The organism is Methylophaga thiooxydans DMS010, from assembly GCF_000156355.1.
In the GTDB taxonomy this organism is placed as follows: domain Bacteria; phylum Pseudomonadota; class Gammaproteobacteria; order Nitrosococcales; family Methylophagaceae; genus Methylophaga; species Methylophaga thiooxydans.
Genome location: NZ_GG657907.1, coordinates 15,731 through 29,672 on the forward strand (window position 1 = coordinate 15,731; position 13,942 = coordinate 29,672).

A 13,942-nucleotide genomic window follows, 5' to 3' on the forward strand; every position below is an offset into this window, starting at 1 on the left:
ATTAATTAGCTAAACCAGTGAAGTCTTAGTCGAATTTGACCCAGACGCCGTCAACATCAACGTCGACAATCTTGCCTGCAGCACTACGGGAGCCGGTGTCGTCAGTGTTAGCCACTGTCTGGTCATCGACGATGTAAGCGGTGGCTTCGATATCGGTGCGGTCAATCGAGCCATCGTTTGCAAACAAGAACGTGCCTTTGCGTACATCAATGGCTTTATCACCGGCAGAGCCAGCACCGTTATCAACGTGCTGGTCTGCACGGCCTACGGCTTTCAAACCGGTTGCCGTTGAACCAGCCTCAGCATTGCCAGATGAATCAAGCACAACAATAGAGCCAGCAAAGATGACACTTGATGCCGCCACTGGATGGTTGTGAACTTCACCTAACCGTTGCGGGGTATTACGGTCTTTGGTTAATGCGGCCATTACTTATCTCCTTTGAGTGATTTGGCGTATTCGGCTGGCTCGACACCCAATTGCGTACAAACCGCCAACTGCGCATCAGACAGAACGGGGTTGCCGTCGTCATCGACTTGCTGTGTGGTGGTTTGTTTACCTGTCAGGGCGGCAATGGGGGCGGCTGATTTAAGGTAGGACTTCAGCACATCAACCGGCTGGTCTTTAGCCCACAGCTCCATGGCGGGAGTGAGCTTGCCATCTGCTTTGGCTGCGGCAATCATGGCGTCCTTGTCATTGCCATCCAGGCGCGCTGTCAGAGCAGCAATTTCTTCGCCTTGCTCTTTAATAACAGCCATAGCGGTGTCGGGGGTAGCCGCAGTGGCAGCAGCAACAGCTTCATCAGCGCTATCGGCTTTTTTCTTTAGCTCACCGAGAGCATTGCTAACCGCTGTCAGCGCAGCAAGCCCTGAAGTGTCTTTCAGCTCCAATGTGGTTGCCATGTTGGTAACCTGCTTATTCATAGCAGTCAGAGCTGCAGTCACCGCTGATTCATCGGCATCAGCTGCAAGGCCAAATAATTGGCGTAACAGCTTTAAAGTCTCCTCGTTCATAGAAGCGTCCTCTTGTTTTGGTTGCGGGAGAAGGGAAGCCGCTGCCAATACATCATCCATTCCATCAATGGCTGGGTTATTGGTTAACGCGACATGAAGTAAATCCAAGACATGACCTGTTTTGGGGTCATAGGTGAAAACGGGTGAAATATATTTATATTCTTTGTTGGTGATGAAGCCGTTGGCTTTTGGTGTCCATTCAGGACTAGACAACATGAGACCTTTATCAGGCACCCAACTCAACGCGGCAGGCTTACCCCAACCGGCAGCGGGTGCAGGCTGACCATTTTTAGCAGCCAACAAAGTTTGGTGTTCGTAATCGAAAACGATGTCGTTCTTGCGTGATTGAACGCGATTAATAAGTGCAGCTGCAGAAACATCATCAAGATACCAAGGGCCACTCCCTGCCATCGCACCGCGAGGGGCATCGAACTTGCCAGCAGGAAATAACTGGACGGCACCATCAGTGCCGACCAGTAGTGAGCAGATTGCAAGCGCTACGTTATGCATAGCGACCTTGAGGGAATGATGTCATGGCGAGTCTCCTGTTCGTCGTTTATTTCAAGAACAGGTGCCACTCTACGAATGCGGGGCAAAAAAAATGCCCTGAAACAGTTCAGGGCATTAAATATTTGTTGTTATTGAAGATACCGTCTACGCATAAAAACGGCAACAATCAGAAGTTAAGATGCAACCGCTTGACCTATGCAATTAGCTTCAGCATCCAGCATTGTCCATTTACTACGTACACTTTTTGACGTGACAGCATTATCAATCTTGCGATTTTTTAGAATTAGGAGCAATGCCGTCATATATAGTACCGCCCTTAAAAAGAGTGAACCTCTGACAATGTGATAAAAGACAGTAAGGTGCATTTCTTTTTGGGCTTTTAATATCAGTTTCTTTTGATGCTCTGACTCTGTTTTTAAGAAAGCATCCTCCCAACGCTCTTGATAACGTTTTAACTGAGGACTATTTTTAATATCATTCCGGCCCAAAAATAACGTCAGGATAAAATGCATCGCACTTAACTGATGGGTGTATCTAATCACCCCATTCAAAGTCGTGCGTGTAATGCAATACAATTCATTATCAAAATCAATTTCTCCCGCTTCAGCGGCATTGAATAATTGATCACGTATATCAAAAAGGCGCTGACGAGTAGAGTCGTTCAAATAGCTTCTATACTCAACAAACCAGGCGTACCAAATCCCAATAAATAACGCGATCAGTAATATTGAATCATTCAATTGTGAATCCATCACACATCCTCCGGTCTTGTTTCGCCTCTTGGCGTTAAGTCACTAGATGTTCTCTTACTGTCCACTTCTTTTTCATACATCTCTTTATATGGTTGATAGCGTTCAACCACATTTTTTCTATGTCTTGACTGACCTCTACCATATAAAATCCCGAACACACCAAAGAGACCACCGAGCAAGCCAACTAGATAACTACTCTCTTCAGCTGACTTTTCATCCTTGTTAATTTCAGCGTGGATTTTCGCGTTAATGCCAATATCAGCTTTTGTTGTTTTACCAGCCCATGAAATTGCAACTGGCGATAAAAGATATAGCCCTAAAACCAATGCTGACCCAGCAATAAACCACCTTATAGTTTTTGACCACTCAGCAGCTCGCATTGTTGCGATACTTCCCCGAAGCGATGCATTTTCAACGAGTAAGTCTGTTCTTGATTGATATTTGTCTGCCATCAGGCACAAAAAAACCCGACACCAATCAAACCATCAGCATCAGGGTTACTCCCTATTAGTAGTTATCCATAATAAGGCATATTGTCACAGTTTTACATATCCAAGCAATAGCAACACTATTAAAGACCGCTTAACCCCGTTTAAATTCCCGCACAATCGTTTAATACTTTTATATTCCAATACTGACCGCACATCAACAGTTAAAACAGCTTAGAACGGCACACAGAGATTCAACGTAGTGCATCTTGAAAGTGTTCGTAAAGGGTATCAATTATCATTTGTTCATCGTCTTCTGACACACCCAAGTAGGGCCTGGCGGGAATACCTCGGTCTTCATCACCGAACTGATGGGTCGCGCCCTGGATAAGGTTGGTACCCATTTCCATACTCTGGCTGCTGGTGTTATAGGCTAGCGTGTCACGCATGAATCCTTCTAGCACCAGCACCTTGTCGGCGTTTTTCTTTTTACGTGCCTGATATTTCGGATCGAGTGGCTCCCATGGGTTACTTTCAGGATCGACTTGCTGATCCCATCGATCATGGGTGCTGTTAAGTAAACCTTCACCGATATCGATAAAGGCGGGTTCCAAGTCTTCACCGGCATCGACCAGGGCGCGTAGCCGGGCGGCGATGGCTTTATCCGGGAAGCTATAGTCGATACTGATTGATGCGCCTGCCATTATTCACCTATACTATGTTTATCGGTTGCGATGCTGGCGCGTACGCCCATAGCATCAAAAACCCGCCAACCTGGTGCGTCAGGAAAAGTGGCCCCATCATTCTTCATCCCCATACACCAGATACCCCTTACGCTGACTGTTCAGGTAATTACGGCGTGATGTCGGGATAAACGTCCAGCTTTCCAGTAACCCCTTTCTCACATTGGCCACCGCGACCAGGTACCGGCCTTTACCGATATCGTAGGCTTTGACAATGCGAGAGCGCAGCACCACTTTGCCAGTGCCGTTGTGTTGCTGGAACGATAACCAGACTTCATAAGGATTGGTCAGCAAGTCGTCCAGTAACGGCAGGAACTCAGCACGGGCGGGATCAATATGTTCTGATAATGCCTTGCTGTTGAGCAGAAACGGTAAGCCTCCGGGGGTGTAGAGTTTCTCTTCACCCACTTGTTTTTGCAGCTGCTCATATACTTCTGCTTTTTTATTTAAGCGTGATCCCAACTTCACCGGCGACTTGGTGAAAGGTATCTGTTGTTCTCTGCCAGCTTCAGCCCAGCCTTGTGGTGTGAGCGTTGTCCACTGAGTGCGTGTTTTTGTGTATTGCGCCATCACATCATCAGCCAGCTGCTCACCAAAAGCGGCTCTGCCTGGATTATAGGCGAAGCCCGGATCAACACCTTTGGGTACGCTTACGGTACGAGGCGACGGGCCTCGGACACCGACCACTTTATCTTCCAGTTCTACTGCAGGAGCGTTATCCGGGCCAGTTTTACCGAGCTTATCCATATCGCGTTTGCTGAGTGTTCTGACCCGACACTTGCAACCCCAGCCGTTCTGGGGGTAATGGGTCTGCCAGAATGGGTCGTCGGCATCAAGGATTAATCCGTCCCAGGCTACATGCTCTGGCCGTGGATGCTCGACAGCATCATTGTGTATGTACTGCCAGAATGGTCGAGTGTGTTTGACTTGCTGCATCTGGGCATATCGACCAGCGTTATGGCTTTGATACAGATTGGTCTCGTAGATAACCCGGCTGCGCCAGTTGCGACCACCGTTATAGCCCCAGCCGTGCTTGCTGACTATCTGATCAAAGTCTTTGCGAAAGTCCTTCAGGCTCATGCCTTCAGTAATCACTTTGTCCATTGATGAACGAAAATCGTTAAGCAGGTCTTCTTTCATCGCCCCGGCAATGACAAAGGCACGGGCATGCTGGCCCTCATAGATATCTGTCCAGGATGCCGTCGGCAGGTTCAGCTTGTCACGAAACGCATCAACCGCTTTATTGAAAGGCATGGAGCCGTAATTGATGTTCATTTAGCCAGCTTCATGCAATTTTTGCTTCAGCAGATAACCTTCCAGTTGCCAGATTTTATTTTTGGCATTCTCATAGGCTATCTTCTCACCTATTTCAGCGTCGAAGTTTTCTGGACTAGCGCAAGCTGATTCACCTGTTACAGTAAAGCCATTTTGTAAAGTTAAGCAGCAGACAGTTAATTGGCTTCCTTCAAATACGTGATACTGCTCTGACTTGATTACAGCCTGAAGCATATCTGGAGTTAACCTTGGAGCGTTAAGTTCTTTCTTTTGAATTTCATTTTCTATTTCAGTCATTTTCAGACACCTCATAACGCCCAGCCAGCTCAGCGGTGGCCAGCGCCATTTGAATCACGTCAGCAAGTTCTTCCGGGTCAAGAAAACCGAATGCTTCGACCAGGCGATCCTGAAAGTCTTCTAGCGTGCCACCGTTATCATCCACTTCCTCTAATAAGGATTTAATACGGTTATAAAGGTCGTCTAACGGTGACTGTGCTTGTGTTGCCAGTTGATTCACAACACCATCTAACTCTGTTTCATTATCACCGGCTTTGGCTGCAGCGGTAGCGGCGGCATTCGGGCGTGCAGCATCATTTTGTTCAGGGGTGTTAGTTGGAACCGGTTCATAGCCTTCACCATAGATCTCCGTCAGTTTTTCTTGGTTAAGCCGGTAGCCCATATCGAACAAAAGCTTATCGCGTTCGGCGCGTTCGTTAAGTTCTTCACCTTCCTCAGAGATGAACTTGATACGTGGGCCACGGCGTGGATCGGCACCGGGAATATTGAGTGCAACCATTGGCCAAAGTAGGTCACGGTTTAAGGTGCCAGCAATTTGCCGCACGTCACTGACCAGCAGATCATGACGCACTTCATTATGGATATCACCCAGGTTAGAACCCAGACCGGTATTTTGTGCCGTACTGGTTAAGGTGCCACCGAGAATCGCTTTAGACTGAACCGACTCGCACCAGTTGATCATAAACTGGTATGGGTCGCTGGCTCCCTTGGCGGCCTCTTTAAAATCGACATCCATACCATCGGGCATGATGCCTGCAGCACTGTGGCCGATACCAATGACGGCGCGAAGCAAGGTATTTTTTTCTTCATCACTGGCACCGCTGGGGTAAGTGCCGAGTCGCATTGGTATGCCATAGACTTCCAGAAACTCGGCCAGATCCCGAATGCTGTAGTTTTTAAACAGGTATGGCCATGCGAGGATACGATGCAAACCGCCACGGGCAATGCTGCCAGACTTGGCTTTATGAACATGCGTTACCCAGCCAAACGGCCACAATTCATCACCTCTGCCACCACTGTTACGCAGCAGAATCTTTTTGCGATCATTTTCATCGATGGTAAATAGGCGTGCTGATTGATGCTCTAGCGTTGGTAACAGCGTTTTACCCAGCTTATGCCAACCGAGTTCCAGCATCGAATAGCCTTTGCCAATCGCATCACCGATATCGAAAAGGTGATCTTCGAAGTCTTCCATGTCAAGCAGCCACTCTTTGACCTCTTCGGCAAGCGCTTCTTCTTTTTTATCGGCATTACGCGGTGCGACCACATCCCAATCGACACCCATCAACGCCCGTTTTCGCTTACTCATTTCCGCAAAGACATGGGCATCTTTTTCTTCCATATCTTCAAACAGGTCGGCCTGTTCGACCAGATTGCCTTGTTCAGCTGCTTGCAGAATGCTGGCTAACTTGCGTGGTGTTAAACCACCTGAAGGATGGTTCTCAAACTCTTTACTGATAAAGCCGAGCTTGGATGTTTGCTCTTCACTCAGTGCTTCTCGCACCTGTACTGGCTTACCAGCGGCATCTACGATTTGACTTGTTCTTACTTGTTCCATTGTTACCATCCACCGCCTTTTTGCATCAGGCTGCTGTAGTCGTTGTCGGGGTTGTCGCGTTCGGTTTTGCTGGGGGCTGCTGTCCACTCAATCGGTGAAGCCAAATCAAAGCTGGCAGCATGCGCCATGACCAAACTAATCGCTGCGTCACCGTGTCGGCTTTTGGCAGCATCGGTTTTACCATCGGGCAATTTCGGTACACCTTTAATCACTTGCAGCGCACCGATATCGTCTGCGACATCGGCATCACGCGGGATAAGAATGGTGTCGTCCTCAAACGCAGCTTTGAACTTGGGCATATTATCCAGGTACCAGCTTTGGCTAAGCATCACTTCTTCGACCACATTGACGCCATAGCGGTACTTGGCTTGCTCTGCCAGATACTGACCATTACCACGGGCATCCAGCTTGGCCGCACTGAATCGAGGCAAACGATCACAGATATAAAACAGCACCTGCTCTTGCTGCTTGAACGGCACGTTGTGCAGTTCAACCATAAATGGCACTACGCGCCTGAGCTGCTGACTGATGGTCATCGGTGTCAGCACGGTTAAGTCACCGGAGCGACCAAAATCTTCGCCTAAAACGTGGCGTAAATTGGGATTTAACTGGTCTAAAAGCGGCTTTAAATTAACCTCACACCAGGCCAGCATTTCTGCCTGGCGAAGATGCTCTGGCCACAGGTTGAACTCGGCGGTACCGGAATAGCGCAGCACCGGCACATCATGCATGCGGGACTCACGTAGGGCGCGGCTGATATAGGTGCCACCGCCTTGTTTGGGGACGCAGTCATATTCTTCTTCGGCATCTTCGGTACTGGCAGTATTTTTACGAAGCCCAGCTTTCCATTCGTCTTCGCCTTCTTGTGTCCATTGAATTTTCTGAATTTGGCAGATGCGTTTATAGAGACCCATTTCACACGCATCATCCAGTGTGATTCGATGAACGCTGTAATCTTTTTTTCCAGATCGACTGTCTTCGATGAGTTCATTGAACAGGTTTTCTACGCCATTATGCGTAGAGATGATTCGAATTTTGCTGCCCCACATCGTCAGAGCTAACGCAGCTTTTAAAAGCTCATCAAGTGCATCATGGAATGCCGCCTCATCAATGCAGACATTACCCTGACGACCACGCATATTGCTGGGTCGTGAGCTGAGTGCCTGAATCTTAAAGCCGCTGGCAAAGCGAATAGTGAAGGTGAGAATATCTTTGTCTTCATCTTCAAAGATTTCCTCTTCAATGGCTGAGGCAGCCTTATTGAATGACTTAGCCCACATCGAACAAGCATCAATAAACTCTACGGCCATCTCTTTATTAGAACCAACGTAGTAGCAGTTGGTACCGCCCGCAGCCTTTGACGATGAGGCGGCTAATACTTGATCGGCTGCTTCAGCCCAAGTTAAACCTGTACGTCGTGACTTTTCAGCAAGCTTAAGAATACTGTCATCTGCCATCCAGTTCTTTTGATATGGCAGCAGGACATCATTCGGATCGTAATCTTTGTATATGGCTAAAGCAGCGCCCATCGCTTAACCCAGCCCCAGTATTTCTGTCTTGATTGAATCAATTGCTTTTTGGCTCATGCCTTGGCTGACCATAGACTTTTCAGCTGTCGCTGCAGCTTCGTTAGCGGCTTCGGCTCTGATGGCTTTCTCTCGCTCTTCATTCATATTGGCCGCTGACTCCAGTCGCTGAACAGCGAGTGCCAATTGAGCCAGCATTTTTGGCTCTACAGGGGTATCACCTTCAGCCATATGCATTGCTGAATCAAACGCCATCGTGCGGATGATTTCATTGACTAACTTACCAACCTGGCCTTGCGGTGCAGCGCCCAGCTTGCCGATCCACATGCTGGCCAGTTCGCGTGATTGCTGTAGTTTGGCTCCGACATCTTTCATCTTGACGGCATATCGATTGACCGCAGACTTGCTGACGCGATCATCAGTGCCGAGCTGTTCAAGGATGGCATTGATTTGTGCTGTGGCATCCAGTTGTGAGACTCGCGGATCTCGCAACAGGGTTTGCAGCTGCTCCAGAATATCGGCTGGCAATTGCTCAATGGATGAGGCGCGAGCCATTATTCAGTCGTCTCTACGCTGATGGTGATGGGTGAATAAGAATGTGACATCCCAACACCAAAGAAATAACCAGCGGCAATGATGTAGCAAAAAATAACCACACTCTTTAACACTTCTTTGCCGAAGCTCTTTATATCTTGCTGTAACAGCCAGTTCTTTAATTTTCTAATCATGGTCGCGCTCTCCCAATACCATCAATTCGGCTCCGCCCCAGCGCAACATCGACGCCACGCTGAGTCACCTTGGCAATCAACAATTCACCAACCGTTGTAATCGCCAGCAGACCTTGCTCTTCCAGCCAGCGCAATTCGGTACGAACACGATCAGCAGACACATCATGACCAACACTGGCCAAAATCATTTGCAAGATGTTTTCGTTATGCGAGTAGCCAGGGTCTTGCTCCAATGCCTGCAATAAGGCAAGACGAATAGATTCTGTGAGTATTTGATTAAAGCTCACCGCTTATCTCCTCGTAACAGATAGTCATTGATTAGCGTTAGCTGGGTTGTCATGGCTTTCAAAGAGCCAGTCATTTCGCTGATGTTTTCACTCATTCCATTCATGCGATTGTAGATATTGCTAAGGTCGGTATGCGTTGGTGCACCATTCATTCGCTCTTCAACGATATCCATTCGGCTAACTACTTTAACTATCTGCTGGCTCACTTCTTTAATCTCTGTTTTATTCACGCGATGGCGATTGATTAGCCAGGTGTAAACCCAATTACCTGCAAACAAAAAAGCCAGAAACACATCAAACCAAAACCTGTATGCGGTGTAATCTAATTCCATTTATCGCTCCCGCTTAGCCTTAATGTTTTGACAGTCCACACAGCGCACCGCGTCTGGTCTTGCTTCCAGTCTTTTATTTGGAATCGGCTCACCACAATCCAAGCAATAGCGAATACCGTTTTCTTCATCAGGTTGTTCTGTTTCTCTGCTACTTCGAAGCACCGTCTGAATCGCGATATCCCTGTCTTTTTGTTCGCGCTCCTGGGCGCGGTCGAACACGTCCACCATGCTTATTTACTTTCCTTGTTACGGCTTAAAAGAGTAGATAGATTCTGAAATACGCCCGGAGGTGGCGTTTGTCCGGCTGACACTTGTTTATCATCAGAACGCTTTTTCACTGAGACACCCAGCACAGCAAGCGCGATTGCCCACATACCAGATAGGTTGACCATGGCATTGATAACAGCAGGAGCGTCATTCGGTGAAATAACGATCACAATGCCCAAAGCAGACATTTGTACAAACCATGTCACGGCAATGGTGTAACCGAAGAAAGGTCTCCAGCGACGGACGAATGAATCGCCAGAGGTGTACTCGGTTCGCATGGTGGCGTTGATGGTGGCCAACTGCTTGTTCTCGGCTTCTAGTTCGGCGAGAACGATAACGTTCATTTCTTTTTGCAGTTTTAGTTGAAGCTCTGGATCATGCTTTATTTTGGCTAAGGCTTCATCAGCGTTACCTGCGCCCGTTACTGCATTGGCTGCTTTAACAACCTTATCAGCGACGTTACCAGCCCTATCCCCCATTAAAAGCCGGGTTAGCCCCGGCACGAATTGCGCTAATCCTAAAGCAATGCTAATCGGCTCCATGAGTCACCTCTGTATTGATAAATTGCTGCAACACAAACAGACGGCGCATCCAGCCCATAATGAAGCGTTCTTGTGATGGGTTTTCAACGGCGAGGTCATGATAGAAGTCAGCCCGATAGGCAAGGCTGAGAGTGAGCTTGTTAGTAAGGTAGTCTTCGTTATTAGCGAAACGTCTGATAGCGCCAAGCGTTTCATCACCGATCACACCATCTACTTCCACGCGATAAGCGCATTGAAGGAATTTGATTGCTGTTTTGGGCCGGTGGTTTACTACCGAGTCAAACAAGAAACAACCAATGACTGGTGGCAAATCGCCACAGCCATAGGCTTGCCAGTAGTCACGGAAATAGAGTGCAATGGCATCATCTAATGTCAGCAGTCTGATATTAAGATGGGGGTATTGACGCTTGCTGATGCCGTAGTTGGTTTCGCCACCGGCATCGTTTGGATCATCCACATAGCCGCCTTCAATCTTCAAGACATGATTGACTGCTTTGAGGAAAAGTTCTGGGTAGGTTTTGTTTGTGTCCATGGGTTGCATGATGCTTTCTGGCACAAACAAAAACGCCCTGAATGAGTTCAGGGCGCTGGGGTGTTACTACAATTTAGTTAAGCAGGTTTTAGAAGTCTGGGCAATCTTGAGTTATTTTTTTCAGACTGGCTGGAAGTTATAACCAAGCTGGAAATTTACCTATAAGATTCATTGGACTTGGTCTTTCAGCTGACACCGTTGAACCCAACCGTTTGACATTGCATCCATATCTACTTTTTCAAAACTCTGCCCGGAACGGGCTGCAAATCTCTCAGCTGCCATTCGGTAGCTATTATTTACCCAGTTACTACGCGACTCATACTGCTCATCATTCAATGTACTGGGGCTGCCATAAATGCGATTCGCTGCCAAACTCACCATACCCTGAGCAGTGAAAGCATCACACCATGGCTGGAAGAGTGAGTCATCGGCTGCAAAAACTGATGAAGAAAGTAGTAGCGCATAGATACAAAAAGCGAGTTTTTTCATTTTTAAGTTCCTTTTATCAACAACCGATACAACCGCTACAACTTAGCAGATAGGTTGTTCGCGTTGTAGTGGTTGTTAAACCAAACTATAGGTGTAAGCACCTTTTATTTTCTCAGATTGCCAGTGAATACGGTCAAAGCGATCTAGTCTATCACGGGCGGTTTTATCATCTTTTTTGTGACCGCAGGCGTCCAGTAGCTTGGTTTTATTCAAACTACCTTGCTCCTTCAGCACGGTTTTTACCTTGTCGATAAACGCTCTTTCTTCATCGTTGAGTGTGACTTCGTCGAGATCCAGTTCGGTTAAAAACAGATCTGCCACTTCTATTCTTAGTGCGATATTGGCAATGGCAGCACGTTCTTTTTTAACTTCGAGCAGCCAGCGAATTTCACCTTCGGGCGAGTCCGCTTTGATAAGACGGTACATATTATCGACGCTGTTACGTAGGTTGTTTGATCCTTGATAGTTGCTGCCGTTCTTGGTGGAGTGATGCAACACAATAATGGTGGCACCGGCGTCACGTATCTTTTTCAGCTTGTTGCCGATCCGCATGGCTGTCAGGTCATTATTGATATCACCAAAGTCTCTGAGACTGTCCAGCATCAGCAGCATGTTTTTAAACGCGTTGCCATAGGCTCTGTTTTCAAGCTCATCCAGCAGTTCGAGTGGCTCACCATTGAACTTACTGCGGTGCGAGTAGGTTAGATTCGGGCAGGCTTCGATCAGTTTATGTTCGATGCCACGCTCTTTCAGCACACTGATGGGGTTATCGACATCGATGTACAGCACATTCATCGCGCCTTGCTCACTACCACTGTTGTGTTCAGTGGCATATTTTGCCAGCCCGAAAAGCAACCAGCTTTTACCCATGCCGCCATCGGCATAGATCATAGTGATTTGTTTTTTAGGCAAAAAATTAGGGTATAAAAACTCAACACTATCGTTGAAGTCATCAGTTGTGAGTGGATTGATAAAATCGAACATTAAAAGAGATCCTGTTGTTTGTCATTTTCAAGTTGACGCTGTTTAGCCTGGCGTTTGTAGACAGCGCGTTCAGTAATTTTTTGTGTCCGGGCGACTTCTGCTTTGGTAAAGCCTTGATCAAGCAGACGGCTTGTCTCTGCCAGATCCACTTGGTATAGCCTTGCTTGAAGCTTGGGGATGGCGATTTTCTCATTACGGAAGGTATGCACGAACTGTTTGTATTGATCTGGACTAAGCACTTGCTTTAGGTCACCTTGCCCCGGCACTCGAATAGTGACACCACCGAACTGTTTCACCAGACGCAACAGTCCATCAAGACCGATCACATCGGCTATCTCTCTGGCTACAGGTGGTAAATAATCAGGTAAATTCACTGGCTCGGTACCTTGCTTATGGCAGCGCTACTTGAGTGGCACGTTCAAACGCGACTTTGTCATTAAGGTGATCGACGATGGCATTGAGTAGCGGCACATTACGACGCCACTTGCTGGCATTCGCACGGCCTGCTACCAGCTTCTCGACATAGCTTTCGCTCAGGTTCATGGCATCCAGTAGGTACTCAACGGTTTGCAGCAGGCTGCGTTTTTTCTGTTCCTGATATAACGCGGCAATGATCGCTTCAAACTGCTGACGCTTGTGCACCCACTCCAGACGTTCAATACCAGGACGGCCTGTTGTTGCATGGCCTTTACCACCGGTGACGTGCCAGGCTATGGTTTCAGCGTATTCCCAACTGAGTTGCATATCGGTCAGTAAGGCTTCAATTTTTGCCATATACGGGCTGCGATTGAATGGCTTTCTGCCTGCGCGTTTAGGTGGTTTAATCGCTTTGGCATCACGTAGCAAATTGACTAAATGTTTCAATTCTTTGTCCGTCATCTTGCTGCACGAACGTTCACCGGTATGGTCTCCTTGCCATGTGCGACGAGCTTCTTCGTCCTTAAACAAGCGGCTAGCGCCGATATGAACAAGCTGGATTAGCTTTTGTCTTGAACTCATAGCTGCCCCACGATTTGTAGATAACGGCCAACAAACATTAAAAACGCTGTGCTGGGAGACACTGGTTCAATGGCTTTTTTTAATGGCTCAATATCTTTAATTAACGGCCATTCATCATCGTGTGGTGCCATCAAGTCACGCTGCTCTGTGGCTAACAAGACCAAGTCTGCGTGCTTCACTTCTGCAGGCATCTCAGCGTCTAACCCAAAACGGCCTAACACGGCTTTTTCAACACGCTTCTCTATTTCACGATAATCGGGCAAGAGGTTTTTCAGTGGTCTGGCCACATCACCAACAAACGCCTCTGCGGCATCATGCAGCAGTCCGTGCAAAGCCATTTCAGGCGGTACAATTTCAGACACATAAACCGAATGTTGGGCTACGCTGTAGAACTTATTAGTGTGGCCAGCGAAGCGGCAAATGTTTGATAGGCCATGAGCGGCAACGTAAATGTCGAACTCAGACTCTTCAGGACACATAAAGTTAAAGTATTCACCACTGATAGTGAGTATGTCTGGTCGCATCTCGCTTGCTTCTTTCATGTTCATTATTTGGATTCCTCTAACGATCCCCAGCTCCATGCAATGGAGTTATGGCCACAATGTTTACAGCGGAGGATATGAATGTTTTCCGGTGTAACCTCTTTTGCTGTTTTGTACTTGTGACCAGATATATACCGACC

At 47.6% G+C, this 13,942-nt stretch carries 21 protein-coding genes; all 21 read right to left on the bottom strand.

Going from position 1 to position 13,942, the window contains the following annotated elements:
- Positions 1-25: 25 nt before the first annotated feature.
- The 21 genes from MDMS009_RS15155 to MDMS009_RS15250 all read right to left on the bottom strand — a co-directional run bounded on the left by MDMS009_RS15155 (position 26) and on the right by MDMS009_RS15250 (position 13,808).
- Positions 26-427, bottom strand: a complete 402-nt coding sequence (locus MDMS009_RS15155; protein WP_008290156.1) for a hypothetical protein — start codon at positions 425-427, stop codon at positions 26-28.
- Positions 427-1,521: a phage protease gene (locus tag MDMS009_RS15160; RefSeq protein ID WP_008290138.1), complete on the bottom strand. Its 1,095-nt coding sequence runs from the start codon at positions 1,519-1,521 to the stop codon at positions 427-429. Before MDMS009_RS15160 ends, MDMS009_RS15155 begins: the two co-directional genes overlap by 1 nt.
- Positions 1,522-1,694: 173 nt before the next feature.
- The gene (locus MDMS009_RS15165; protein WP_008290118.1) at positions 1,695-2,273 is read right to left on the bottom strand and encodes a hypothetical protein; all 579 of its coding nucleotides are present in this window, start codon (positions 2,271-2,273) and stop codon (positions 1,695-1,697) included.
- Entirely contained in the window at positions 2,273-2,725 is a 453-nt protein-coding gene (locus MDMS009_RS15170; protein ID WP_154646946.1) for a hypothetical protein, read from the bottom strand. Before MDMS009_RS15170 ends, MDMS009_RS15165 begins: the two co-directional genes overlap by 1 nt.
- A 230-nt stretch (positions 2,726-2,955) precedes the next feature.
- Entirely contained in the window at positions 2,956-3,405 is a 450-nt protein-coding gene (locus tag MDMS009_RS15175; protein ID WP_008290150.1) for a phage virion morphogenesis protein, read from the bottom strand.
- A 96-nt stretch (positions 3,406-3,501) separates the two neighbouring features.
- Positions 3,502-4,719, bottom strand: coding sequence for a PBECR2 nuclease fold domain-containing protein (locus MDMS009_RS15180; protein WP_008290145.1), 1,218 nt, complete (start codon positions 4,717-4,719; stop codon positions 3,502-3,504).
- Complete coding sequence (locus MDMS009_RS15185) at positions 4,720-5,016, bottom strand: Gp49 family protein (RefSeq protein WP_008290712.1); 297 nt, start codon at positions 5,014-5,016, stop codon at positions 4,720-4,722.
- Positions 5,009-6,574 (bottom strand): DUF935 domain-containing protein, encoded by a 1,566-nt coding sequence (locus tag MDMS009_RS15190; RefSeq protein ID WP_008290130.1) that lies wholly within the window; start codon positions 6,572-6,574, stop codon positions 5,009-5,011. Before MDMS009_RS15190 ends, MDMS009_RS15185 begins: the two co-directional genes overlap by 8 nt.
- Before the next feature lie 2 nt (positions 6,575-6,576).
- Positions 6,577-8,103, bottom strand: coding sequence for a terminase large subunit domain-containing protein (locus MDMS009_RS15195; RefSeq protein ID WP_008290169.1), 1,527 nt, complete (start codon positions 8,101-8,103; stop codon positions 6,577-6,579).
- Between the two features lie 3 nt (positions 8,104-8,106).
- Positions 8,107-8,655 (bottom strand): DUF3486 family protein, encoded by a 549-nt coding sequence (locus tag MDMS009_RS15200; protein ID WP_008290117.1) that lies wholly within the window; start codon positions 8,653-8,655, stop codon positions 8,107-8,109.
- The gene (locus MDMS009_RS16345) at positions 8,655-8,828 is read right to left on the bottom strand and encodes a hypothetical protein (protein WP_008290347.1); all 174 of its coding nucleotides are present in this window, start codon (positions 8,826-8,828) and stop codon (positions 8,655-8,657) included. The genes MDMS009_RS15200 and MDMS009_RS16345 overlap by 1 nt, the downstream gene beginning before the upstream one ends.
- The gene (locus MDMS009_RS15205) at positions 8,825-9,115 is read right to left on the bottom strand and encodes a VpaChn25_0724 family phage protein (protein ID WP_008290323.1); all 291 of its coding nucleotides are present in this window, start codon (positions 9,113-9,115) and stop codon (positions 8,825-8,827) included. Before MDMS009_RS15205 ends, MDMS009_RS16345 begins: the two co-directional genes overlap by 4 nt.
- Entirely contained in the window at positions 9,112-9,447 is a 336-nt protein-coding gene (locus MDMS009_RS15210) for a DUF2730 family protein (RefSeq protein ID WP_008290353.1), read from the bottom strand. Before MDMS009_RS15210 ends, MDMS009_RS15205 begins: the two co-directional genes overlap by 4 nt.
- Positions 9,448-9,675, bottom strand: a complete 228-nt coding sequence (locus tag MDMS009_RS15215) for a TraR/DksA family transcriptional regulator (protein ID WP_081443580.1) — start codon at positions 9,673-9,675, stop codon at positions 9,448-9,450. It lies immediately after the preceding gene.
- Between the two features lie 2 nt (positions 9,676-9,677).
- On the bottom strand, positions 9,678-10,256 hold the full coding sequence (locus MDMS009_RS15220; protein WP_008290135.1) for a 3TM-type holin: 579 nt from the start codon (positions 10,254-10,256) through the stop codon (positions 9,678-9,680).
- Complete coding sequence (locus MDMS009_RS15225) at positions 10,243-10,788, bottom strand: glycoside hydrolase family 108 protein (RefSeq protein ID WP_008290134.1); 546 nt, start codon at positions 10,786-10,788, stop codon at positions 10,243-10,245. Before MDMS009_RS15225 ends, MDMS009_RS15220 begins: the two co-directional genes overlap by 14 nt.
- Before the next feature lie 168 nt (positions 10,789-10,956).
- Positions 10,957-11,277: a hypothetical protein gene (locus MDMS009_RS15230; protein WP_043887798.1), complete on the bottom strand. Its 321-nt coding sequence runs from the start codon at positions 11,275-11,277 to the stop codon at positions 10,957-10,959.
- A 75-nt stretch (positions 11,278-11,352) separates the two neighbouring features.
- On the bottom strand, positions 11,353-12,261 hold the full coding sequence (locus MDMS009_RS15235) for an AAA family ATPase (protein ID WP_008290124.1): 909 nt from the start codon (positions 12,259-12,261) through the stop codon (positions 11,353-11,355).
- The gene (locus tag MDMS009_RS15240; protein WP_008290342.1) at positions 12,261-12,635 is read right to left on the bottom strand and encodes a hypothetical protein; all 375 of its coding nucleotides are present in this window, start codon (positions 12,633-12,635) and stop codon (positions 12,261-12,263) included. Before MDMS009_RS15240 ends, MDMS009_RS15235 begins: the two co-directional genes overlap by 1 nt.
- A gap of 16 nt (positions 12,636-12,651) precedes the next feature.
- A complete protein-coding gene (locus tag MDMS009_RS15245; protein WP_008290338.1) occupies positions 12,652-13,260 on the bottom strand; it encodes a regulatory protein GemA in 609 nt (202 codons plus the stop codon).
- On the bottom strand, positions 13,257-13,808 hold the full coding sequence (locus tag MDMS009_RS15250) for an HD domain-containing protein (RefSeq protein WP_237700449.1): 552 nt from the start codon (positions 13,806-13,808) through the stop codon (positions 13,257-13,259). Before MDMS009_RS15250 ends, MDMS009_RS15245 begins: the two co-directional genes overlap by 4 nt.
- Between the last annotated feature and the right edge of the window lie 134 nt (positions 13,809-13,942).